This is a genomic window from Halanaerobacter jeridensis, assembly GCF_016908315.1.
GTDB classification, from domain to species: Bacteria; Bacillota; Halanaerobiia; order Halobacteroidales; family Halobacteroidaceae; genus Halanaerobacter; species Halanaerobacter jeridensis.
Map to the genome: position 1 here is coordinate 1 of NZ_JAFBDQ010000007.1, position 21,582 is coordinate 21,582.

Annotated in this window: 18 protein-coding genes; 16 read left to right on the forward strand and 2 right to left on the reverse strand. The window is 31.9% G+C overall.

Annotated features, from left to right (window positions below; translation table 11 throughout):
- The first annotated feature begins 101 nt into the window (after positions 1 to 101).
- From JOC47_RS07935 to JOC47_RS07945, 3 genes are all read left to right on the forward strand, one after another.
- Positions 102 to 1,229 carry an amidase domain-containing protein gene (locus JOC47_RS07935; RefSeq protein WP_204701537.1) on the forward strand — a complete coding sequence of 376 codons (1,128 nt, stop codon included), beginning with the start codon at positions 102 to 104 and terminating at the stop codon, positions 1,227 to 1,229.
- A gap of 180 nt (positions 1,230 to 1,409) precedes the next feature.
- Positions 1,410 to 4,001: a DUF4145 domain-containing protein gene (locus tag JOC47_RS15910; RefSeq protein ID WP_204701538.1), complete on the forward strand. Its 2,592-nt coding sequence runs from the start codon at positions 1,410 to 1,412 to the stop codon at positions 3,999 to 4,001.
- A 23-nt stretch (positions 4,002 to 4,024) separates the two neighbouring features.
- On the forward strand, positions 4,025 to 4,405 hold the full coding sequence (locus JOC47_RS07945; RefSeq protein WP_204701539.1) for a VOC family protein: 381 nt from the start codon (positions 4,025 to 4,027) through the stop codon (positions 4,403 to 4,405).
- Between the two features lie 24 nt (positions 4,406 to 4,429).
- On the opposite strand, the gene JOC47_RS07950 is transcribed toward JOC47_RS07945, so the two are convergent.
- The gene (locus JOC47_RS07950) at positions 4,430 to 5,122 is read right to left on the reverse strand and encodes a hypothetical protein (protein WP_204701540.1); all 693 of its coding nucleotides are present in this window, start codon (positions 5,120 to 5,122) and stop codon (positions 4,430 to 4,432) included.
- A 227-nt stretch (positions 5,123 to 5,349) separates the two neighbouring features.
- On the reverse strand, positions 5,350 to 5,643 hold the full coding sequence (locus tag JOC47_RS07955) for a DUF4351 domain-containing protein (protein ID WP_204701541.1): 294 nt from the start codon (positions 5,641 to 5,643) through the stop codon (positions 5,350 to 5,352).
- A 191-nt stretch (positions 5,644 to 5,834) separates the two neighbouring features.
- Between JOC47_RS07955 and JOC47_RS07960 the strand changes: the two genes are divergently transcribed.
- The 13 genes from JOC47_RS07960 (at position 5,835) to JOC47_RS08015 (ending at position 21,513) form a co-directional block, all read left to right on the forward strand.
- The gene (locus tag JOC47_RS07960; protein WP_204701542.1) at positions 5,835 to 6,194 is read left to right on the forward strand and encodes a helix-turn-helix transcriptional regulator; all 360 of its coding nucleotides are present in this window, start codon (positions 5,835 to 5,837) and stop codon (positions 6,192 to 6,194) included.
- Positions 6,195 to 6,219: 25 nt separating this feature from the next.
- Positions 6,220 to 7,017 (forward strand): ImmA/IrrE family metallo-endopeptidase, encoded by a 798-nt coding sequence (locus JOC47_RS07965; protein WP_204701543.1) that lies wholly within the window; start codon positions 6,220 to 6,222, stop codon positions 7,015 to 7,017.
- A gap of 127 nt (positions 7,018 to 7,144) precedes the next feature.
- On the forward strand, positions 7,145 to 7,492 hold the full coding sequence (locus JOC47_RS07970; RefSeq protein WP_204701544.1) for a hypothetical protein: 348 nt from the start codon (positions 7,145 to 7,147) through the stop codon (positions 7,490 to 7,492).
- A 195-nt stretch (positions 7,493 to 7,687) separates the two neighbouring features.
- Positions 7,688 to 7,831, forward strand: coding sequence for a hypothetical protein (locus JOC47_RS07975; protein ID WP_204701545.1), 144 nt, complete (start codon positions 7,688 to 7,690; stop codon positions 7,829 to 7,831).
- Between the two features lie 31 nt (positions 7,832 to 7,862).
- The gene (locus JOC47_RS07980; protein ID WP_204701546.1) at positions 7,863 to 12,089 is read left to right on the forward strand and encodes a PDDEXK-like endonuclease domain-containing protein; all 4,227 of its coding nucleotides are present in this window, start codon (positions 7,863 to 7,865) and stop codon (positions 12,087 to 12,089) included.
- Between the two features lie 94 nt (positions 12,090 to 12,183).
- Entirely contained in the window at positions 12,184 to 13,671 is a 1,488-nt protein-coding gene (locus JOC47_RS07985; protein WP_204701547.1) for a class I SAM-dependent DNA methyltransferase, read from the forward strand.
- Positions 13,672 to 13,736: 65 nt separating this feature from the next.
- Complete coding sequence (locus tag JOC47_RS07990; protein WP_204701548.1) at positions 13,737 to 15,014, forward strand: restriction endonuclease subunit S; 1,278 nt, start codon at positions 13,737 to 13,739, stop codon at positions 15,012 to 15,014.
- 129 nt (positions 15,015 to 15,143) lie between these two features.
- Positions 15,144 to 15,452, forward strand: a complete 309-nt coding sequence (locus JOC47_RS07995) for a nucleotidyltransferase domain-containing protein (protein WP_204701549.1) — start codon at positions 15,144 to 15,146, stop codon at positions 15,450 to 15,452.
- 129 nt (positions 15,453 to 15,581) lie between these two features.
- Positions 15,582 to 16,817 carry a type I restriction endonuclease gene (locus JOC47_RS15445; RefSeq protein ID WP_275579396.1) on the forward strand — a complete coding sequence of 412 codons (1,236 nt, stop codon included), beginning with the start codon at positions 15,582 to 15,584 and terminating at the stop codon, positions 16,815 to 16,817.
- A complete protein-coding gene (locus JOC47_RS15710; protein WP_275579397.1) occupies positions 16,801 to 18,654 on the forward strand; it encodes a type I restriction endonuclease subunit R in 1,854 nt (617 codons plus the stop codon). The genes JOC47_RS15445 and JOC47_RS15710 overlap by 17 nt, the downstream gene beginning before the upstream one ends.
- A 13-nt stretch (positions 18,655 to 18,667) precedes the next feature.
- Complete coding sequence (locus tag JOC47_RS08005) at positions 18,668 to 19,396, forward strand: M48 family metallopeptidase (protein WP_204701550.1); 729 nt, start codon at positions 18,668 to 18,670, stop codon at positions 19,394 to 19,396.
- Between the two features lie 205 nt (positions 19,397 to 19,601).
- On the forward strand, positions 19,602 to 21,311 hold the full coding sequence (locus JOC47_RS08010) for a diguanylate cyclase (protein WP_204701551.1): 1,710 nt from the start codon (positions 19,602 to 19,604) through the stop codon (positions 21,309 to 21,311).
- A gap of 31 nt (positions 21,312 to 21,342) precedes the next feature.
- Positions 21,343 to 21,513: a M48 metallopeptidase family protein gene (locus tag JOC47_RS08015; protein ID WP_239551000.1), complete on the forward strand. Its 171-nt coding sequence runs from the start codon at positions 21,343 to 21,345 to the stop codon at positions 21,511 to 21,513.
- The last annotated feature ends 69 nt before the right edge of the window (positions 21,514 to 21,582 follow it).

Consider the following 21,582-nt stretch of genomic DNA (forward strand, 5'->3'; position numbering starts at 1 on the left):
TAAGGAAGATTATAATCAAGCGATTATACCTAACACGATCTAATCCTGTATGATTGTGGTCTATGTATAGTTTTGCATAGGTTTTTATAAGCAGGGAGAAAATGATATTTTTAACTGTTGCCAAAAATAAATTGCTTTTAACATTAGGTTTATCTTTGTTTTTTCTTGTTGGAGTAGGTGGTTTGGGGTTTGATTTATTTTTTAAGCAAGAAAATATAACTGTTAACAAAGAATTAGATTTTGGATTAGAAGAAAAAGTAAAGAAAATATTTGCAAAGCGAAATAAAGCATTATTAGAAGAAAATACAGATATTCTAGAAAAATTATATAATAAAGAAATTAAAACGGGTATGTGGGCTTATGAACATGAACTTAACAGAATGCAGTATCTACATCAATGGTCAACTAAACAAGGTGTAAAATTTAAAAAGATTGCTTCACAGATTGTTATTGATCGCATAACAGAGAAAGAAGATGGTCATAAAATAAATTTAGCTGTTTCTACAGAGTACACATATGGATATCCAGATGCTTTAGCAGAAGATAATTCTTTTAGAACAGGAACTTATCACTCTTTAAATTTAATGCCTCAAGATGAAGAACTATTAATTACAAAAGAGTGGTATAGAGATCCTTTTGCAGATTCTCTGCATTTGGATAAGATTAATGATAAGCAGATAAGAAAAATAATCCTTTCTAAGAAAGCTAAAAACTTGTCTGACCTTAATCCTAAGCGAGTAGAAGCCTTGGAATATGTAGATCAATATTGTGGTTCTGCCAGTCCTTCTAAATATAATCAAAAATATAATCCTCAATATAAAAATTATAATTATCAAGGTGGAGATTGTGCCAATTTTACTTCTCAGATGTTATATGAAGCAGGTGGGTTTAAAAAGAATAGAATTTGGAATTATAATAATGGAGCAGGAACTAGAGCGTGGGTAAATGCCCATGCTTTTAATCGATACATGCTAAATAGTGTTAGGGCGTCTTTGATTAATCGCGGTAGCTATGAAAGAGTATTAAAATCGTCTTATCAATTATTACCTGGTGATTATATTGCCTATCAAAAGAAAGGAAAAGTTGTACATATATCTATTGTGACGGGAGTAGATTCTAACGGATATATTTTAGTCAATTCTCACAACTCAGATCGTCATAGAGTCCCTTGGGATTTAGGATGGAGTAACCGTGAAATAAAATTTTGCTTAGTGCGAGTTCATTATTAAAGTAATTCTCTCCTATAAACTTATAATTGAAAAATATATTTTATTACAAATATATTAATGACTATAATTTTTTGTATTAAAAAAAGATAATTTCTGTAAGACAAGAAATAATTAAGTAGTTGTAATATATTTAACAATACTTTATGCAGCATATTATAATTATATTCAGGAGGGAAAATAGTGAGCTTTAGTAATTTTTCTTTTTTAAAAGATAAATGGTCTGATTTAAGCAAGATTGCAAAATTAGCTGAGAAAAATCTATATAGTGATCCGAATACAACTTTATTTAAATTAAGGAAATTTGGAGAGAAAATAGTTGATTATATTTTCACATATGAAGATTTAGAGGGAATGAAGGATGATAGGCAGTTCAATCGTTTAAAAAAGTTAGAAGAAGAAGAATTAATTAATCAAGAGGTATTAGAAAAGTTTCATGACTTAAGAAAAGTAGGAAATGAAGCAGTTCATAATGCTCATGATGATAGTAAAGATGCTGAAGAATTAATTGCAGTAGCCTATGAGGTTGCGATTTGGTTTATGCAGTTGTACGGTGATTGGGATTTTGAGGGAGATGAATTTAGACTACCTGATGAAGAGATGATGACTTTTTTAGATAGTAACCGCAAATTTATTACTACTGATCCCTTTGGCACTCAAGGGCAGCAGGAAGAGAAAGAAGTATGGGAGTCAGTCAAAAAGTCTTTTCGAGATAAAGAATGTTTAGCCTATTGGAGATATCCTATTTTTTCTAAGCGGGGAGAAAATAGAAGTGAACCAGATATTTTAATTGTTGATAAAGAATTAGGATTGATTGTGTTAGAGGTTATTTCAGCTAATTTAGAGCAAATAGATGAAATTAATGGTAGTCAATGGGATTATAGAGGTTATGACCTTGATTCAGAAACGCCAATTGAGAATGTTGAAGATCAGTTATTTGCTTTATTAGGCTATTGTGATGCAGAACGGGAGTTGAGAAGAAAAGTAACGGGTAGGTCAATAGTGGTTCTGCCTAATATTACTAAAGAAGAATGGGAAGATAGTGATTTGCCTATACTATCAGATCTAAAGCCGATTATTTATGGAGATCAGCTTGGCCCTAAGACTTTGCTAGAAAGAATTAAAGATTATGATCCAATAGCTAGAGGTCAGCAATTAGATAAGCAAAAATGGAAGACTTTAATCTCCGTATTGACCGGGACAGTCTTACATAGAGAAAAAGCTAAGAGCAATAATCAAGATCAAAAGACGAGAAAAGGAGTTAAGAATATAATTAAAGAGCATCTTCATAAGATTGATTTAAAGCAAGAAGAGATAGGAAAGAGTATTCCTCCAGGGGCACAGCGAATTAGAGGGATTGCGGGCTCAGGTAAGAGCGTGTTGTTGGCCCAGAAGGCTGCTCATATGCACTTGAAAAATCCAGACTGGAAGATTGCCTTAGTATTTTTTACCCGTAGTCTGTATGATGCAACGATTAAACAGTTAGATAAGTGGATGAAGCGATTTACTAATGGAGAGCAAGGATATAATCCAGCGGAAAATGATAATTTATTGGTTTTACATGCCTGGGGTTCTAAAAATCAACCTGGATTTTATCGTAAAGTTTGTGATGAACATGAGGTTAAACCGCTTGGAGCGATGAATAAAAAATTAGGAGATAGAGACCCTAATCAAAAGTTGATTTTGGCTTCTAAAATATTTTTAGAAAAAGAGTTAGAAATAAAGCAGTTATTTGATGCTGTGTTAATTGATGAGGCGCAGGATTTAGTAGCAGATGATGAAGAATTGAAATATCAGAATAAACAGCCATTTTTCTGGTTGGCTTATCAAACTTTAAGTGATATTAATGATGAGCAGGATAAAAGATTAATTTGGGCTTATGATGAAGCCCAGAGCTTAAATTCATTAAATATTCCAACTGCTCCTGAGCTATTTGGTGATGATCCTAAATTTAAAAGGATGGTTAGTGGATTTCATGATGGAGGAATTAGAAAGAGTGAAATTATGTATAAGTGCTATAGAACGCCTGGGCCAATCTTGGTAGCAGCTCATGCCATTGGAATGGGCTTATTAAGAGAAGAAGGGATGTTGCGCGGCTTTACCCGCCAAGAAGATTGGGAGAATGTTGGTTATCAGGTTCGAGAAGGTAGTTTTAGACCTGGCAACCAAATTGTATTACATCGTCCTCAAGATACTACCCCTAATCGGGTTCCAGAAATTTGGGATGATGAAATTATAGGATTTGATAATTATAGCACCCGAGATAAGGAATTACAGGCCTTGGCTAATAATATAAAGTACAATATTCAAAAAGAAGACTTAGATCCAAGTCGAGATATTCTAGTCATAGCCTTAGGAGAAGGTAAAGAAGGATATAGATTAAAGACTAAAGCAGCTAAAGTGCTGCAAAAGTATGATGTTGATATTTATGTACCTAAAGCGAAAGAGAAAAATGTGGTGTATCCTAGATATCCTAATGTTGACCCTAATAAGTTTTGGCATCAAGAGGCAGTTACAATTGCTAATATTTTTCGAGCTAAAGGAAATGAAGCCTATATGGTATATGTGATTGGTCTTGATCAAATTGCTAAAAATGAGGCTGATGTAGGTCTGCGCAATCAATTGTTTGTAGCTTTAACGCGGGCTAAAGGTTGGGCTCAGATTAGTGGAATTGGTAGTTATTCATTATATGATGAATTAGAAGATGTAATTGCAAGTGGTAATACATTTAAATTTGAATTTCAACGACCAGTAGCAGATGAAATGAGTGGTTAAAAGTAAAGTAGGTGGGGGTTAAAATGCAAATAGAACATATAGCAATTTGGACAAATAACCTAGAAAAACTTAAAGAATTTTATGTTAACTATTTTGATGGTCAGGCTGGAGAAAAATATTATAATCCGAAAAAAGAGTTTGAATCTTACTTTATTGAATTTGAATCAGGAGCTAGATTGGAAATAATGCGTAAAGCAGGAATTAAAGATAAGGTTCAAAAAGAAGTTTTAGGCTATGCGCATCTAGCTTTTTCAGTAGGTAGTAAGGAGAAAGTTGATCAATTAACTAATAATTTAGAAGAAGCAGGATATGAAGTTGTAGGGGGACCGCGTAGAACTGGTGATGGGTATTATGAAAGTAGTGTTCTTGATCCTGATGGTAATAAAGTTGAGATTACGGAATAGAAATATAATCTCTATCTGCAGGGGTTAAAAAATTATTTTTTTAATAGCTAAGATGATTATAGATAAGAGTAAAACTAAAATTAAATAAGTTGAGATTTTTTTCTCAGCAAACTGGCGAACATTCCACCAAATTTTAGGGAATTTAATTATATCTTTAATCTCCCATTGTTCTTGTTGACCAATAGCAAGTACATATTTACCTACTTCTTCTTTGTTGGAGAAAACAGTTAAATAGTATGTTCCTGTGGTTGGAGCAGTAATTATTAGTTTTTGTTTCTGCCAATATGAGGTTTGAGTAAAAGGTTCAAAAAATACTTCGGAAGTTGACTTTGAATATTGTTTAATAATGACTCCTTCATCAGTGCTAAAGTTAAGTTTAGCAGCAATTTCTGTTGGGCTTAATCTAGCATAGTCTGAATCTAGACCAGGGCCAATTAAAGCCAAGTCAGGGTTAAATCCTTTTAATCTATCAATTTCAGGTACTAATAGCGAGGCGAAAATTTTATCGCCTTGCTGAGCCTGAAAACGATAATAGTCTGCATCATTAGGTTTAGTAAGGCGATTGTAGGCAGCCCACGATAATTTATGATTGCTAACGACGATCGGTTCTTCTCTAGTGGCCGGTCCGTCTGTATCTAAAGGGCGGTGGGCCCAAGTGATATTAGTAGTTATTAAAAGAATACTAACTACTAATATCATTACATGTTTTTTCTTCATTAGTAATTATCTCCTTATATTAGAGTTAAAAAATTACTTTGTATTATAAATATATTATTAGCAAATTTGAAATATTCTATATTATATAAATTAGCTAAACACAAGCAGGAAAATATGTTTAAAGAAATTGGTGAAAGGGAATATAAATTAATTGAGTAAGGATAGATTTTTATTAAAGCCAATATTCTCGAACAGTTAGCTCGAGAATACTGGCTTTTGTTTTGTAGTTAAATAAAATATTCCTCTAGTTCTTTTATACTGTTCATTTCAAATGCTGCAAGGAGTATCTTTTCTAACTGCTCCAAACTCTGATGCTGTAATTCTTCAATATATTCTTCAGGAATTGTTGCAAATTTATCTGATAAAATATTAGTGATCATCTCCACTGTTGCTTCTTTTTGGCCCTCTTTGAAATTAGCTTGATAAAATTCTAATATCTGGTCTATTTCTTTTGCTAAATATTCTTTTCTAGATTCATAATTATTTTTAAAAGCTAAATAATATACGAAAGATGACTTCAATGAATCCGCTTTGTCACTAAATTCATTTTGTCATAAAAATCCGATTTACTAGAAGGGAAAAACATAATTTGAATTTTGTTAATCTTTGATTTACAAAATAAAAAATAAATATAATTTTGTAAATATATTTTTGACACTAGGATATAATAAGAATATAATAGTAGTATAAGTAAGAAAGGAGTTGAAGAGTGATGGATATGAATCAAATTGTAGGAAAAAGAGTTTCTGATTTTTTGGAAGATAAAGGGTGGACTCAAGTTAAATTAGCAAATAAAATTGGAGTTTCAAGACAGATAATGAATAATATTATCCAAGGTAAAAAAAATATAACAGTAGCAGAAGTAAAAAGTATAGCAGAAGTTTTGGAGGTAGATGTTGAAGATTTAACTAAAACATTTACTAAGGAAAAAGAGCCTGAAACTATTACTGCTTTTATGGGTGAAGTTAGTACTGATAAAGCTAAAAAAGGAATAAAAAAAGTGGAAAAAATAATGGATATGATAGTCTTCTATAAACAAACAAATGATTCGTTTGAAGATATGATGTCTTAATTTTGCACAAAATAGAGGTGAAATAATGGAATTGATAAATGAAATTGTTAAAAAGAATAATTTACAATTATATGAAGAAGTAAAAAAGGAAGTTGCTTATATAAGAGAAGAGCTAGCTGGAGCTTGTGATGAAGCAATAAGAGATAGTATTTTTGACATATTAGATGATCAGATTAATTTAATTATGTTTCCGATTAAAGACGATGATTTCTGTGGTTTCATCTGTGAATATAAGGGAGAAAAATTTATTTATATTAATACTTATTTACCTTTAGAAAAACAGATTTTTGCAGCAGGGCATGAATTATATCATTTGATTAGAGATACTGATGAAGGAACTGAGTTATTAAAAAGTAGTATATTAAATGAAGAAGAAAATATAGAAATAGAAGATAAGCTGGCTAATCTTTTTTCGGCATTATTATTAGTTCCTAAAGAGTCTTTATTAAAGCAACTTGATCTATTAAAAATTAATAATTATAAAGATTTAACTATAAAAAAAATATTAAAACTAATGAATACTTTCGCTGTACCATATAAAACCATTATTCTTCGGTTGTATGAAATTGAAATATTATCTGAAACCAAAACTAAAAAATGGTTAGAAGTTGAGGATCGAGATACTGACCGTGAAGTGTTGTATGAGATTAAAAAACATCAAATTGGAGAAAAATGGCAACAAAGGACAAAAACAGTTAAGTTGAGTAATTTAAAAGCTTTAATAATTGATAATGGAGAAGAAAAATTGTTACCTAAATCAAGAATTGATTCTGATTTAAATTATGTAAATGAGTTAATAAAAGAAGCTGATAAGTTAAAATGAAAGATAAATTTATTAAAAGAGGGTTTTTAGATGCGGATATATTAAACTTAAATAAGATATAAGTTCATAAAAAAGTTTAGACTTTAATTTATAAATTAATGATGGCAATTTGAGAGGAGTGAAGTTGATGGATGTTGAAAAGATAAAGGGTGATTTTTATTTCATGATTGTGAAAGACAGTGACGATTTCACAATTTATAAAACTGAGGAAGAAATAATTGATTTATATCAAGAGAATAAAGTTTTACTTTATAAAGAAGAGGATTTATTATTAGAAGATATATCAACTTATTCTGATGATAATTTTGTAGTGGGAAAGGAATATTATGATTATTATAATGGAATGTTAGTAGGTTTTTTTGAAAGTAATAATATTGCTATGACTATTATATTAGTTCATTTAGCTTCCAAAAGCTATTATAAAGGAGATCCCTTTAATTTAAAAAGGATTGTTAAGGAAAATAATGAATATTAAATCATGATTCCCGGGCCAAGCGCTCGGGATTTATTTTTTGTTTAAATATAATATTTTTCGCAAGATAAAAGGAAAATTGCTGTAAAACAAGAAATAATTAAATGGTTGTAGTAATTTTATCAATATTTTAATTTTGCTAATTATAATTATTAAACTGAGTATAAATTAATATATATCAGTTAAGGGGGTAAATATATGGGTGAAACTAAATTGAGTAATAAGGCTGGACAGTTATTTGATTATTTAAATGATGTAGTTAAATTAGGTTATAAACCTACTTATAGATTAGAAGACCATAATCATTTTTTAGTATATCAAGATCAATTACCTAAAAGTTGAGTTAATAGATAACAACGAGCAGTTTTATTTTTTGGATAATAATTTATTTGCGATTATTCGCAAGGAAGTTCCTGACCCACCAGCAATACCAAATTTGCTGAGTAAATGGATAAATGTTTCTGATGATCCAGAAGATATGATTAGTATTGAGTTGTGGGAGAATCATTTAAAATCTGGAATAAGGGAGAACTTTTATGAGATCCCAGAGAGAGAATTAGCTTTGCGTACATATATTAAACAATGGGAAGAATGGGCTAAAGAAGCTAAAAAGATTAAAGAAAGCAAGGAGCTATTTAATGAATTATTTAATATTCGTAAGGAGTTACAGTACGAAGAGAATTTGGAATTAGTATTAGGTTATGGATTAGTAGTTTGGAAAGAGAATGATAAATTAATTAATCATCCCTTATTAACTCAGAATATGACAATTAATCATCAACCTAAACAGAATAAGATTGAAGTTAAAGTTCCGGATGATGCACAATGGAATTTGGAGTTAGAGCCACTAATTGACGCTGGGATAACTGAAACAGAAGAAATCAGGAGTCAATTTAGAAATCTAAGTTATGAAAGTAAAGAAGAAAATCCTTATGTAGATTTGTTTTATGAAGCTAGTGGGTTATCTGCTGAAGGAGCAGTGGCGAAAATTGAAGATGTAAAATTAAACCCGAGTTCTCAATTAAAAGTAGTAGATGGCTGGGCTTTGTTTGTTAGGAATAGAAATCAAAATGAATTATTAAAGGATATTAGAGAATTTAATCGACAATTAGAAGAAGAGAATGTTGAATTGCCAGGGGGATTAGAACGAATTATTACTGATCCAGAAGATAGTCCGTCTAGTTGGGATAAAGATAATTTTCATGATGAGTGGACTGGATTATTAGATAAAGATATCTTATTTCCTAAAGAAGCTAACAAAGAACAGATTCAGATTTTAGATAGTTTAGAACATTCTGATGGAGTGCTTGTGCAGGGGCCGCCTGGAACTGGGAAAAGTCATACGATTGCTAACTTGATTTCTCACTTTATGGCTCATGGGAAAAGAACTTTAGTGACTAGCCAAAAAGACCAAGCTTTAAAAGTGTTAAGGAAAATGATTCCTGAATCTTTGCGATCATTATGTCTAAGTGTGTTACAGAATGATGCTGACCGTAAGAAAAAGTTAGAAGAGGCTGTTACTTATATTTCAGATATAGTTTCGAATGAAAAAGATTATAAATTACAAGAAGAAGCAGAAGACTTAAGAGAAAAGATTGATATTTATCGCAGAAAGTTGCAAAAAAGCAAACATAAGCTGCAGGACTTGGCCCGGGCTGAATTATATATTAATATGAAAAACTTTGACCAACCTTTATCACCAGCCCAAGCTGCTAAAAAAGTGAAAGATAAAAATAAAGAATATAGTTGGTTTAATGACCAACCTAGTTATCAAACTGAGAAACAGACTATTGATAGAGAACAAGTGTTGCAGTTAATCCCTGAGTTTTCTATTACAGAACGAGAATTTAAACAGATGTATGATTTACGGAAGAAGATCTATTCTCACTTAGATGAACTGCATAACTATCAATATCCGAACTCAGATGATTTGTTAAATCCAAGTGATTTTAAAGATTTAGCCCAATCATTAGCTAAGATAGATCAATTACAGGAAGAAGCTGATAGTTATTATTCTGATTTGATATTTAAAAAGGAAACCGCTTTAGAAGCTATAGTTGAGTTAGCTGAGAATGCTGTAGAGAAATATCAAAAGATTACAGATACTTGGGTAGAAGAATTAATTAATAATCAGCAGTATCCCCGGGAACAATTAGAAGAAGCAGTAAATAAGTTAGAAGAACTATTTTCAGAATTAATTAGTTTGCAGCAGCAATTGGATTTAACCACAAATATTAATTTAGCTTCGGAAGTATCTTTGCCTGATTATCAAGAATTTGTGGCTGAAGCTTTAACTAAAATTAATAATGATAAAGAGCCGGTAACTTGGTTGAATTTTATCACTCAGTTTTTTGACGGCGGTAAGACTGAAGCATTAAAGCAGAGTCAAATAAATAATAGTCAACCGGAAACTAAAGAGGAATGGCAGCAAGTTAAGAATAAGATTGATTTCAAAATAAAATTTAGAGAATTTATTACTGCGTGGAGTGGATTAAGAAATAATTTAGGAGACTACTTGCCTGAATTAGAGACTACAGATAATTATAAAGCGGTTAAAGAGGTATACGAGAAATTGAAGGCAGGAATAGAATATACTTATCAATTAAAGCCGCAATTAAAAGAGGAATTGAAAGAGACCATTAGTAATCACGATCAATTGTTGACTAATAATTTAGACCAAGAAATAGAAGAGATTTATCAAGTTTTAAAAATCAAACAAGAACAAAGTGAATTTAAATCTGCTAAGCAAATTCACCAAAATTTACGTCAAAAGTTGTCAGCTGTGAATACTGAAAGTGCTCATCAGCTAGTGGAGAGACTATTATCATGTGTGCCTGAAGAATTGGCCCGGGTGCAAGAGAAAGTGGATATGTGGGAAGATAATTATCGACAATTACAGGAGTTAGAAGTATTAGAACCAGATTATCAACAGTTTAAAGATTTAGTGGGTAAATTAGCAGAGCAAGCACCAAATTGGGCCCAAGATTGGTTGAATGCTGATTATCAAACTGAAAATTTATATTGGGATAATTGGAAAGAAGCTTGGCAGTATGCAGCTTTAGAAGCTTATTTGGATGATATAGCTGATAGTGAGGGTAAAATACAGAAGATTGAAGCACAGCAAAAAGATTTAGAAGATAAATTAAGAAGGAGTAAAGAACAATTAATATTAGTTGCTACTAAATTAAAATTAAAAGAAAATATTTCTCAGCAGGATGTAAGTTCTTTAACGGCATGGAAAAATGCTGTTGATAAATTAGGTAAAGGTACTGGGAAATATGCTCCAAAATGGCGGAGAAAAGCACAAGAACATATGCAGGAAGCTAAAGATGCTGTACCAGCATGGATAATGCCTATTTATAGAGTATCAGAGACTATTCCCAAAGAGTTTGGGGCCTTTGATGTAGTAATTATTGATGAAGCAAGTCAATCTGACATCAGAAGTTTATTGGCGTTATGCCGAGCAGAGAAAGTAATAGTAGTTGGGGATGACCAGCAGATAAGTCCTAGTGCAGTAGGTATTCCTCATGATCAGGTGAATGCTTTTATTGACCAGCATTTAGATGGAATTCCATTTAATGAAATGATGGATTTACAAACAAGTTTATATAATATTGCTGATATGTTGTTTGACCACCAAGCAAAGTTGATGTTAAAGGAACATTTTCGCTGTGTGCCTGAAATAATTAACTTTAGCAATCAAGAATTTTATAATGACAATATTTTACCGATAAGAAATGTACCAGAAGCAGAAAAACTGCAGCCAACTTTAGAAAATAATTTTGTAGATGAAGGCTATATAGATGACAGAGGAAAAGTCAATAAACCAGAAGCAGAAGCAATTTGTCAGAAGATAAAGGAATTAGCTGAAAACCCACAGTATGAAGATAAAACCTTTGGTGTGATTTCGTTAAAAGGGAAGAAACAAGCTAAATATATTTTTAATGAAATTGATAATTATCTTACTCCAGCCCAACAAGAAAAACATGATTTCTTAGCAGGGGATGCCTATGCTTTTCAGGGTGATGAACGAGATGTGATGATTTTATCTTTAGTAGTGGGTGATAATAAACGATTTAGGGCTTTAACTAGTAGAAGTGCTAAGCAACGTTTTAATGTAGCAGTCAGTCGAGCCAAAGATCAATTGATGTTATTCCATTCTGTAAAATTAAGTGATTTAAACAATCGTGAAGATATGCGCTATCGATTATTAAATTATATTCAAAATGGAGTTACTACTAGTAAAGAGTTAGATAATCCTAAAGAGATTATGGATTCTCCATTTGAGGAAGATGTTTATGATTGGTTGACCGAAAGAGGGTATCAGGTTACGCCGCAAGTAGAGGTAGGAAGTTATCGCATTGACTTAGTAGTGGAAGGTGCAGAAAATCGTTTAGCAGTTGAATGCGACGGCGACCGCTGGCATCCGCCAGAAAAATGGTGGGATGACCGTATGAGACAGCGGCAGTTAGAACGAGTCGGCTGGAAGTTTTGGCGCGTATCAGGAACTGAGTTTTACCGCAATAGAGAACAGGCTATGGAATCAATTATACCTCGGTTGGAAGAATTGGGGATTAAACCGCAAGATTTTAGTGATTAAAGTAATAATAATTTCTAATCATAAGTAGGACTTTCAACATTAGTCTATAATATTAAGTAGTGGTAACGATAATAAATAAAGGAGTGTATGGTTTATGTCAGACGATATTTTAACATTAGATAAGCTAGAATCTCATTTATGGGAATCTGCTAATATATTAAGAGGTAGTATTGATTCAGCAGATTATAAGAACTATATTTTTGGAATGTTATTTTTAAAGCGAATTAATGATGTCTTTGTAGAAGAACGAGAGCGGGTCAAAGAAGAAGACGGTGAACAATTTGTTGATAATCCTGTCTTTTATGATTTTTATGTACCTGAACGAGCGAGATGGGAGCATCTTGCTAGTATTAAGCAGGACATAGGAGCAGCTTTAAATAAAGCTTTTGAAGAATTAGAAGAAGAGAATGAAATGTTAGAAGGAGTTTTAGTCAATATTGATTTTAATGATAAAGAACGACTGCCTGATCATGTATTAGATGAATTAATACAACATTTCTCTACTTATACATTGAGTAATGAAAAATTAGAAGATCCAGATATATTAGGAACAGCTTATGAGTACTTGATTAAGCAGTTTGCAGATGATGCCGGTAAGAAAGGTGGAGAATTTTATACTCCGCAGGAAGTAGTAAAGTTATTAGTAGAGATATTAGACCCTCAACCAGGTATGCGAGTTCATGACCCATGTTGTGGTTCTGGAGGAATGTTAGTTTATTCAGCCGATCACTTAAAAGAGAATGGCTTTGATACTTCCCGCATTACTCTTTATGGACAAGAGAGAAACCTTAATACTTGGGCTATTTGTAAGATGAATATGCTGTTACACGGTCATTATGATGCAGAAATAGCTAAGGGAGATACAATGCGAGATCCTGAATTTACTACAGGGGGAGATTTAGAGCAGTTTGATATTGTACTAGCTAATCCAATGTGGAATCAGAAAAGATGGAGTAAAGAGTATATTCAAGATTCAGAACCTTATGGGCGAATGAAATATGGATATCCACCAAAGAACAAAGGAGATTGGGCTTGGATTCAGCATATGCTAGCCAGTACTAATCAAGAAGGTCGCTTAGGGATTGTGTTAGACAATGGAGCTTTATTCCGCAGTCGTTCCGAAGGAAAAATTAGAAAGAAAGTACTGCAGGATGATTTAATTGAAGCAGTAATTGCTCTACCTTCTAATTTGTTTGCTAATACATCATCCCCAGGTTGTATTTTGGTCTTTAATAAAGATAAGCCTAAAGAGCGAAAAGATAAAGTACTATTTATCTATGCTGAAGAAGATTATGAAGAGTTAAGTAATCAAAATAGATTGCGAGAAGAAGATTTAGAGAAGGTACTAGATGCTTATCATAACTTTGAAGATGTAGAAAAGTACTGTCGAGTAGCTGATATGGAAGAAATTGAACGTAATGACTTTAATCTTAATGTGCCGAGATATGTGGATACTACTGAACCTGAAGAACCAGTTGATATTGATGAAGTGTTAGATGATCTTGAACAGCTTGAAGCAGAATACGAAGAGATTGAGAATGAATTAGAAGGTTATTTAAGTGAGTTGGGGTATGATGGGTAGAGAGCAATTGATAATTGATAATGGAAAATTGAGAATTAACGAGCGGGATAAGTTGGTGGTAGGTTATGAGTAATGAGGTTAAAGAGGGATACAAAGAAGTTCAATTGATTGGTGAAACTATTGAAGTGCCTGATAAATGGGAAGTAGAAGAATTGAATGATCATATTGACGTTTTGTCTGGGTCTTCTTTTGAATCCGATTTATTTAATAATGAAAAAAAAGGGTTGCCTTTGATTAGAATTAGAAATTTACAAGAAAGTAATATTGACACCTATTATAGTGGAGAATATGATGAAAAGTATATTATAACTAATGGAGATATTCTAATCGGTATGGATGGTAATTTCTATGTAGTAAAATGGAATAGTAAGGATGCTTTACTTAATCAGAGAGTTTGTCGAGTAGAGGCTTCAGATGATTTATTAGATCAAAATTATTTGTATTATAGAATTCAGCCTGAAATTGAAAAGATACATAGAATTACTCCTGCTACAACAGTAAAACATCTTTCAGTTAAAGATGTTAGAGCGATAAGAATTCCTGTTCCACCTCTTCCAGAACAGAAAAAAATAGCCGATATTTTATTTTCAGTTGATCAGGCAATAGAAAAGACAGCCCAAATTATTGCTAAGACTAAAGAGTTGAAGCAAGGATTGATGCAGGAGTTATTGACGAAGGGGATTGGGTATGATGAATTTAAGGAAGTTAGAATTGGCCCGAGAGTCTATAATTTGCCTAAAAATTGGAATGTAATTAAACTAAAAAAAATAACAGACTATATTTCTAGAGGGAGAAGACCTAATTATGTTGAAAAAAGTCCTTATAAAATTATAAATCAAGCTTGTATTTATTGGGATAAAATATATAAAGAAAATGTAAAATTTCTAGATGAAGAAGCATGGGAAAATTTAAATGAAGAAAGAAAACTTAAAAATAATGATGTATTGTTAAATTCTACTGGGAAAGGTACTATAGGAAGAGCAAATTGTTTTGATGGAGAAGAAAATTATACTTGTGATGGTCATGTTACAATAATTAGACCTAGTAAAAATAAGTTGAACTCTAGATATCTTAAAGGATTTATAGAAAGTTATGAAGGACAAAAACATCTTGAAAGATTTTGTATAAGAGGTTCAACTAATCAAGTAGAGTTATCTAAAACTGAGTTAGAGAGAATGTATATTACCTTACCACCATTAGAAGAACAAAAGAAAATAGCTAATATTTTATCGTCAGCAGATAATAAAATACAGAAAAAAGAAGAACAGAAAGAAAAACTAAAAGAACTAAAAAAAGGCTTAATGCAGAAATTGTTAACAGGTGAAATAAGAGTAGAGGTTTAAGATTGAGTTTAAGTTTAAGCTTGAGCTTAGAATAATTGGAGAGTAATCTTGCTCTAACCAATGTTAAACACCATGATTTGTGATATATATTATTAAATAGTTTGAATGCTAATTAGAGAGGGGATTATCATGATTAATCAAGAAGACTTACAAAAACTAAGCCAAAGAATTTCAGAACTAATTGATACTAAAAAGATAATTCTATTTGGCTCTCATGCTAATGGTAATGCAGATGATGAGAGCGATGTAGACCTCTGTATAATAACAGATGAAGATAAGCGTAAGTTAGATATTATGAGAGAAATAAGAAAGAATTTAGATTCTGTTATAGATTATCCCCTTGATTTAATAGTTTATAAAGAAGATGAATTTTATCAAAAGGCTAATTTGAATAATAGCTTTGAGCATAAGATAAGTGAAGAAGGCTGTAATATTTAGAAAAGTGATTAATATAAAGACCACAACTACTATATTGAAATTGGTTGTGGCTCTTTTTTTATTAGTTGATGGCAAATTTTATATTAAGTAGTTAAATTTATAATTGGTCACAGACGAGGAGGGGATTAGATGAGTCAGGATTGGGACGAATATCATTTAGCAGAAAAGAGAGCTTTAGATCTATTCCAAGAATTAGATTATCAAGTTTATGATGTAGAACAAGACGATAGTTTACCTTATAGAGAATCAAAACATCAAGTATTACTCTTAGATAAACTAAGAGAGTCGTTACAACGAATTAATCCCTGGTTAAATGAAAATAACTTAAATAAAGCTGTTAATCAGATTCGACCTGCTAAGATACAGGCTACTAACTTAATGGATGCTAATGAGAAGGTTTATGAAAAATTAGTGCAGCATATTTCACTACAGCAGGATTTAGGTAAAGGAAAGAAGAATCAAACTGTTAAATATATCGATTATGATAATCCTGAGAATAATGAATTTATAGCACTTAATCAGTATACAGTTTACGGCAAAGAAGAAATCAGAACGGATATTACAGTCTTTATTAATGGTATACCTATAGCAGTAATTGAATGTAAGAATGAAACTACTTGTAATCAACCTGAAGAAGAAGCAATTAATCAACTGCAGAGGTACCAAAATTTAAGAGGCTATGAAGCAGATGAAGGAGCAGAGAAACTCTTTTATACTAATCAATTCTTAGTAGCAGCTTGGGGTCATTCAGCTTCAGCAGCTCCTGTAGGGACTCCTACCCGCCATTTTAGAGAATGGAAAGATCCGTATCCCTATACTAGAGATGATATTGCAGAACTAACAGGTAGAGAAGCAAATTTACAGGATATACTCTTATTTTCTATCTTCAAGAAAGAAAATTTACTTGATTTAATTCAAAACTTTACTGTCTTTGAACAGGAAGGTAATGATTTAGTTAAAAAGACAGCCCGCTATCAACAATTTAGAGCAGTGAATAAGGCATTAGATAGAATTCAAACTGCTGATAGTTTAGCGGATAGGAATGGGACAGTCTGGCATACGCAGGGTTCAGGCAAGTCTTTATCGATGCTCTTTTTAGCTTTGAAATTACGAAGATTGAAAGAATTAAATAATCCTACATTGTTAATAGTAACAGACAGAGTAGATTTAGACCGTCAAATAACTGCTACTTTTGAAAGATGTGGTTTTCCTAATCCTAAATCTGCTGGTGGAGTAGAGGATTTAAGAGAGAAAATCAAATACGGTTCTGGCAAGACAATTATGACGACAATACATAAATTCCAATTAACGGCTGAAGAACAGAATGAAAATAAGAAACGATCTAATAATGAAGAAAAAAATTAAATATCCAGTCTTAAATAAAAGTGAGAACATCTTTGTGATGGTTGATGAAGCTCATCGAACGCAGTATAAAGATCTAGCTTTTAATATGAGAAGAGCAATCCCTAATGCTTGCTATTTAGGGTTTACTGGAACTCCAATTGAAAAAGAAGAACGAAGTACTACTCGTACCTTTGGTGATTATATTGATACTTATACTATCGAAGAATCTGTAGAAGATGGGGCGACTTTGCCCATTAAATATGAAGGACGATTACCTGAATTGAAAGTAGAAGGTAATGATTTAGATGAGATATTTGAAAGAGCCTTTGCTGATTATAGTGATGAAGAAAAGGCTGAAATTAAGAAAAAATATGCTACTGCTCAAGCGATAGCAGAAGCACCAAGGCGAATTGAAAGAATTTGTTTGGATATAATAAATCATTGGGAAGAGAAAATTGCTCCGCTTAAGGCACAGATAGTAACTACCAGTAGACGGGCAGTTGCTATTTACAAGGAAAAATTAGATGAGTTGAATGCTCCACAGTCAATTACTATTTTTAGTGGAGGTAATCAAAACGATCCGCCGTTAATTAAGAAACATCATACTCCAAAGGAAAAACAGAAACAGTTAATTGAGAGATTCAAGAAACCTGATGATCCAATTAAGTTTTTAATAGTCTGTGATAAGCTTTTAACAGGCTTTGATGCTCCTGTAGAGCAGGTTATGTATTTAGATAAACCTTTAAAAGAGCATAATCTATTACAAGCAATAGCAAGAGTTAATAGACGTTTTGAGAATAAGAATTATGGTTTAGTTGTAGATTATTACGGCGGTTTTGATAATTTACAAGAGGCATTAGCCATCTTTAATCAAGAAGATGTTGAGAATGCTGCTACTCCTGTTAAAGATGAAGAACCAAGATTGCAGAGAAGATATCGCAAAGTAATGAGATTCTTTGAGGATGTTAATTTAGATGATTTAGAAGAATGTGTTTTAGCTTTTGAAGATGAAGATAAGCGAATGGAATTTAAAGAAGCCTTTAAGGCTTTTGCAGAGAGTATGGATATTGTAATGCCTGATCCAATAGCTGATCCTTATCGTGATGATTTAAAGACATTAGGTAAAATTTATAAAGCAGTTAGAAATCGTTATCGAGATCAGAATATTAATGTCAAAGGATTAGGTGGTAAGATTAGAAAGATAATCGACAATCATATTCGCGTTAGTGATATTAGTTTACTGCATGAACCAGTATCTATTTTAGATGAAGATAAATTTGACCAAGTAATTAAAGAAAAAGATAAAGAAAAAGCTAAAGCTAGTGAAATGGAACATGCTATCAGACATACTGTTAATGTTAAGATGGAAGAAAACCCTGCTTTCTATCAGTCGCTTAAAGAACGTTTAGAAGAGATAATAGAAAAACAGAAGCAAGGTCGTTTTGACTTTGCAGAACAGATTGAAGCAATGCGGGGTATAATTAATGAAATTAGAAATGTTAGAACTAAGGCTGAGAAATTAGGTTTGAATGAAAAAGAATTTGCTCTCTATGAGTTATTAGAAGAAGAATCACAAAGTGATAATCAGCCAAGTGAAGAAGTAGCAGAAGATAGAGGCGAATATGAAGTAGATGGTGATGAAGAATTTAAAGTAAATAAAGAACTAAAGGAATTAGCTCAAGAATTAATGAATAATCTAAAAGAAATGGCAGTAGTAGATTGGAAGAAAAAACAGAACAAAGTATTGAAGCCGATGAAACGAATGATTATGAGAAAGTTGTACCAGTATGAAAAATTCAGAGATGATTTAGATAATTTAACTACTCAAATAATGAAACTAGCTAAGAATATTTTATAATGGAGATGTTATTATGGCAACATTTCAATATGGAACTACAACAATAAATTATCAAGTGGTGAGAAGTAATCGCAAAACAGTAGGCTTAGAGGTTAGTATAGAAGATGGAGTTAAAATTAGAGCTCCTAAAAGATTATCACAAGCTGAAATTGAGTCAATAGTAGAAAAGAAAGCAGAGTGGATTCTTAAGAAACAAAATAAGTTAAGCGATGTGAAACCGGCACCTAACCCTAAAGAGTTTTTAAGTGGTGAGAAGTTGCCTTACCTGGGTAGAAGGTATAGAATTAAATTACAAGAATCTGATAATGTTAAACAAGTTAAAGTTAAGCTATACCAAGGAAAGTTTTGGCTCATGATTAGTAAAAGTGTAGCTGAAGCTGATGATAGGCGAGAATTAATTAGAGAAGAAGTAATTCAATGGTACCGTAGTCATGCTGATGCAAAAATAAAAGAACGAGTAAAAAAGTATCAACAACAAATAGGAGAAGAACCTAATGCAATCAAAGTCAAGAAACAGAAGAAAAGATGGGGTAGCTGTAGCAGTAAGCGGAATCTTAATTTCAATTGGAAGTTAATCATGGCACCAATGAGTGTGATTGATTATTTAGTGGTCCATGAGTTGGCGCATCTTAAATACCCTAATCATTCTAAAGAATTTTGGCAGTTGGTAGAGGCTGTGATACCTAATTATGAAGAAAAGCAGGAATGGTTAAGGATTAATGGACGCAGATTAGATATATAAGAAAGAGAGTTTCTGTTGGTCAAAAAAGATTTAAAAGGGAATATTCTAGTGGTATAAGCAAAATGGTTAAAAGTAAATAAACATCATAGTGATATTGCGTATATTAGGGGATTGGTATATAATTAATTTATAGAAAGGTAGGTGACAATTGTAGCAATCTCACCCCGATAGATAATGTGGCTGGAGTTGCTATACTACATATTAGATGAAAATTAAAACAAAAGTTATAGTTGTTTTTCTAGTCTCTTCTTTGGGTTTAGTAGGGATAATCGGTCTTATTAACATTTATCAAAGTAATAAAATTATTCGTAATGAGGTAGAGGAGAAATTATTTTATTTAGCGCAAAGTCATGGTAATCGTATTGATCAAAGTTTAGAAAAGGTAAATCAGATGGGCAATCATTTTTCTACTTCAATAATTAATTTGACTGATTTAGATCGTATTCAAAAGGATAAAGAATACTTTCTTAATTATAAAAGAAATGAAATGGATAATTTAGTTAAAAACTTTGCTCGTCTTGATGATACATTTGGGGCATATTTTTATTTTAATCCAAACTTATTAGGTGAGGCTCATGATGTTTGGTATCGCAAAACAGAAACAGGAACTTATAAGAAGCAGCCCGAGGCACCTAAAGAATATTATTCGCGCAGTTATCCTTGGAATCATATTCAGGGGAAATATAGTAATGTAAATATGGATTGGTACTATGAACCAATTGACAAAGGTAGAGCAGTGTGGAGTGATTTATATGGAGATTGGGTTGATGATTCAGTACGAACATTGTCATATACAAAAGCAGTTTATAAAGATAATACTCTATTAGGTGTAGCAGGGATGGATATTAATTTTAATAAAATTCGAAAAGCAATAGAAAAAATAGAGGTTTATGATAATGGTTATGCTTTTTTATTAGATAAGGACTATAATTTTTTAGTGCATCCTGAATATAGTAAATATGAGAAACTAGATAATTTAGTTAACGAAAAAGTGTTTAAGCACTTGTCAGAAAATAAAAATGGAATTTTAAATTATTCTTTGGGAGGGCCAAAACTAGTAGTAGCTTATACTGAATTATTAAATGGTTGGACACTTTGTGTGGCTGTACCACGTGAAGAGATATTTGCCGAAAGATTTCAATTGATCTATCTTATAGGAGGACTAATTATAATCTCAGGATTTATAGCTCTATTGTTAAGTCATTTATTAAAAGATAAGATCTTTAATCCTGTAGAAAAAGCTGTAGGTTATTGCCAGCAAGTTGCAGAAGGAGACTTTTCTTTTACTATTGACGAGAATTTTTTAAACCGAAAAGATGAAGTAGGAGATTTAGCTAAAGGATTAAAGTCAATTAAAGCAAATTTGCAAGATATGATTCAGGATTTGAAGGATAAAAATCAGCGTTTAAAAAAAGTTTCAATTATTGATCAGTTGACTGGGATTTATAATAGAAGGAAATTAGAGTCAATTTTAGAAGAATTACGGGAACAAACGCTTAGATATAATAAAGAGTTTGCTATTATTATATTAGATTTAGATCATTTTTCAGATATAAACGATAATTTTGGTCATCTTGAAGGGGATCATGTTTTAGAAAAAGTTGCTAGTTTAATTCAGGAGAATATAAGAGAAGTCGATAGTTGTGGTCGTTGGGGAGGGGAAGAGTTTTTGATTATTTGTCCTGAAGTTGGTTTAGAAGATAGTTATAAATTGGCAACGCGTTTAAGGAAATTGATTAGTGAAGCAGATTTTTCTCCTGTTCCTAAAGTAACGGCTAGTTTTGGAGTTGCTTCTTATTTAAAAGGAGATGAGATAGATACTATAATTGAACGAGCAGATAAAGGTTTATATAAAGCAAAAGAATTAGGTCGTAATAGAGAAGAGACTATACAAGAAAAGATGGGGGAGTTGTAGTAGCAAGCGGAATCTTAATTTTAATTGGAAGTTGATTATGGCACCGATGAGTGTGATTGATTATTTGGTGGTCCATGAGTTGGCGCACCTTAAATACCCTAATCATTCTAAAGAATTTTGGCAGTTGGTAGAAGCTGTGATACCAAATTATAAGGAAAAGCAAGAATGGTTGAGAATTAATGGACGCAGATTAACAATTTAATGTAATCTAATTAATTTTCCCGGGCCAAGCTCGGGACTTTCTTATTTTTTGGAGATGATGTGTTTGTAG

Bases quoted from the DNA above. Each gene is read 5' to 3' on its own strand.
- JOC47_RS07965 (WP_204701543.1), top strand. From the start codon at position 6,220: ATGGAATTGATAAATGAAATTGTTAAAAAGAATAATTTACAATTATAT.
- JOC47_RS07990 (WP_204701548.1), top strand. From the start codon at position 13,737: ATGAGTAATGAGGTTAAAGAGGGATACAAAGAAGTTCAATTGATTGGT.
- JOC47_RS07975 (WP_204701545.1), top strand. From the start codon at position 7,688: ATGGGTGAAACTAAATTGAGTAATAAGGCTGGACAGTTATTTGATTAT.
- JOC47_RS07985 (WP_204701547.1), top strand. From the start codon at position 12,184: ATGTCAGACGATATTTTAACATTAGATAAGCTAGAATCTCATTTATGG.
- JOC47_RS07970 (WP_204701544.1), top strand. From the start codon at position 7,145: ATGGATGTTGAAAAGATAAAGGGTGATTTTTATTTCATGATTGTGAAA.
- JOC47_RS07945 (WP_204701539.1), top strand. From the start codon at position 4,025: ATGCAAATAGAACATATAGCAATTTGGACAAATAACCTAGAAAAACTT.
- JOC47_RS07995 (WP_204701549.1), top strand. From the start codon at position 15,144: ATGATTAATCAAGAAGACTTACAAAAACTAAGCCAAAGAATTTCAGAA.
- JOC47_RS07935 (WP_204701537.1), top strand. From the start codon at position 102: ATGATATTTTTAACTGTTGCCAAAAATAAATTGCTTTTAACATTAGGT.
- JOC47_RS08005 (WP_204701550.1), top strand. From the start codon at position 18,668: ATGGCAACATTTCAATATGGAACTACAACAATAAATTATCAAGTGGTG.
- JOC47_RS07960 (WP_204701542.1), top strand. From the start codon at position 5,835: ATGGATATGAATCAAATTGTAGGAAAAAGAGTTTCTGATTTTTTGGAA.
- JOC47_RS15445 (WP_275579396.1), top strand. From the start codon at position 15,582: ATGAGTCAGGATTGGGACGAATATCATTTAGCAGAAAAGAGAGCTTTA.
- JOC47_RS07950 (WP_204701540.1), bottom strand. From the start codon at position 5,122: ATGAAGAAAAAACATGTAATGATATTAGTAGTTAGTATTCTTTTAATA.
- JOC47_RS08010 (WP_204701551.1), top strand. From the start codon at position 19,602: ATGAAAATTAAAACAAAAGTTATAGTTGTTTTTCTAGTCTCTTCTTTG.
- JOC47_RS15710 (WP_275579397.1), top strand. From the start codon at position 16,801: ATGAAGAAAAAAATTAAATATCCAGTCTTAAATAAAAGTGAGAACATC.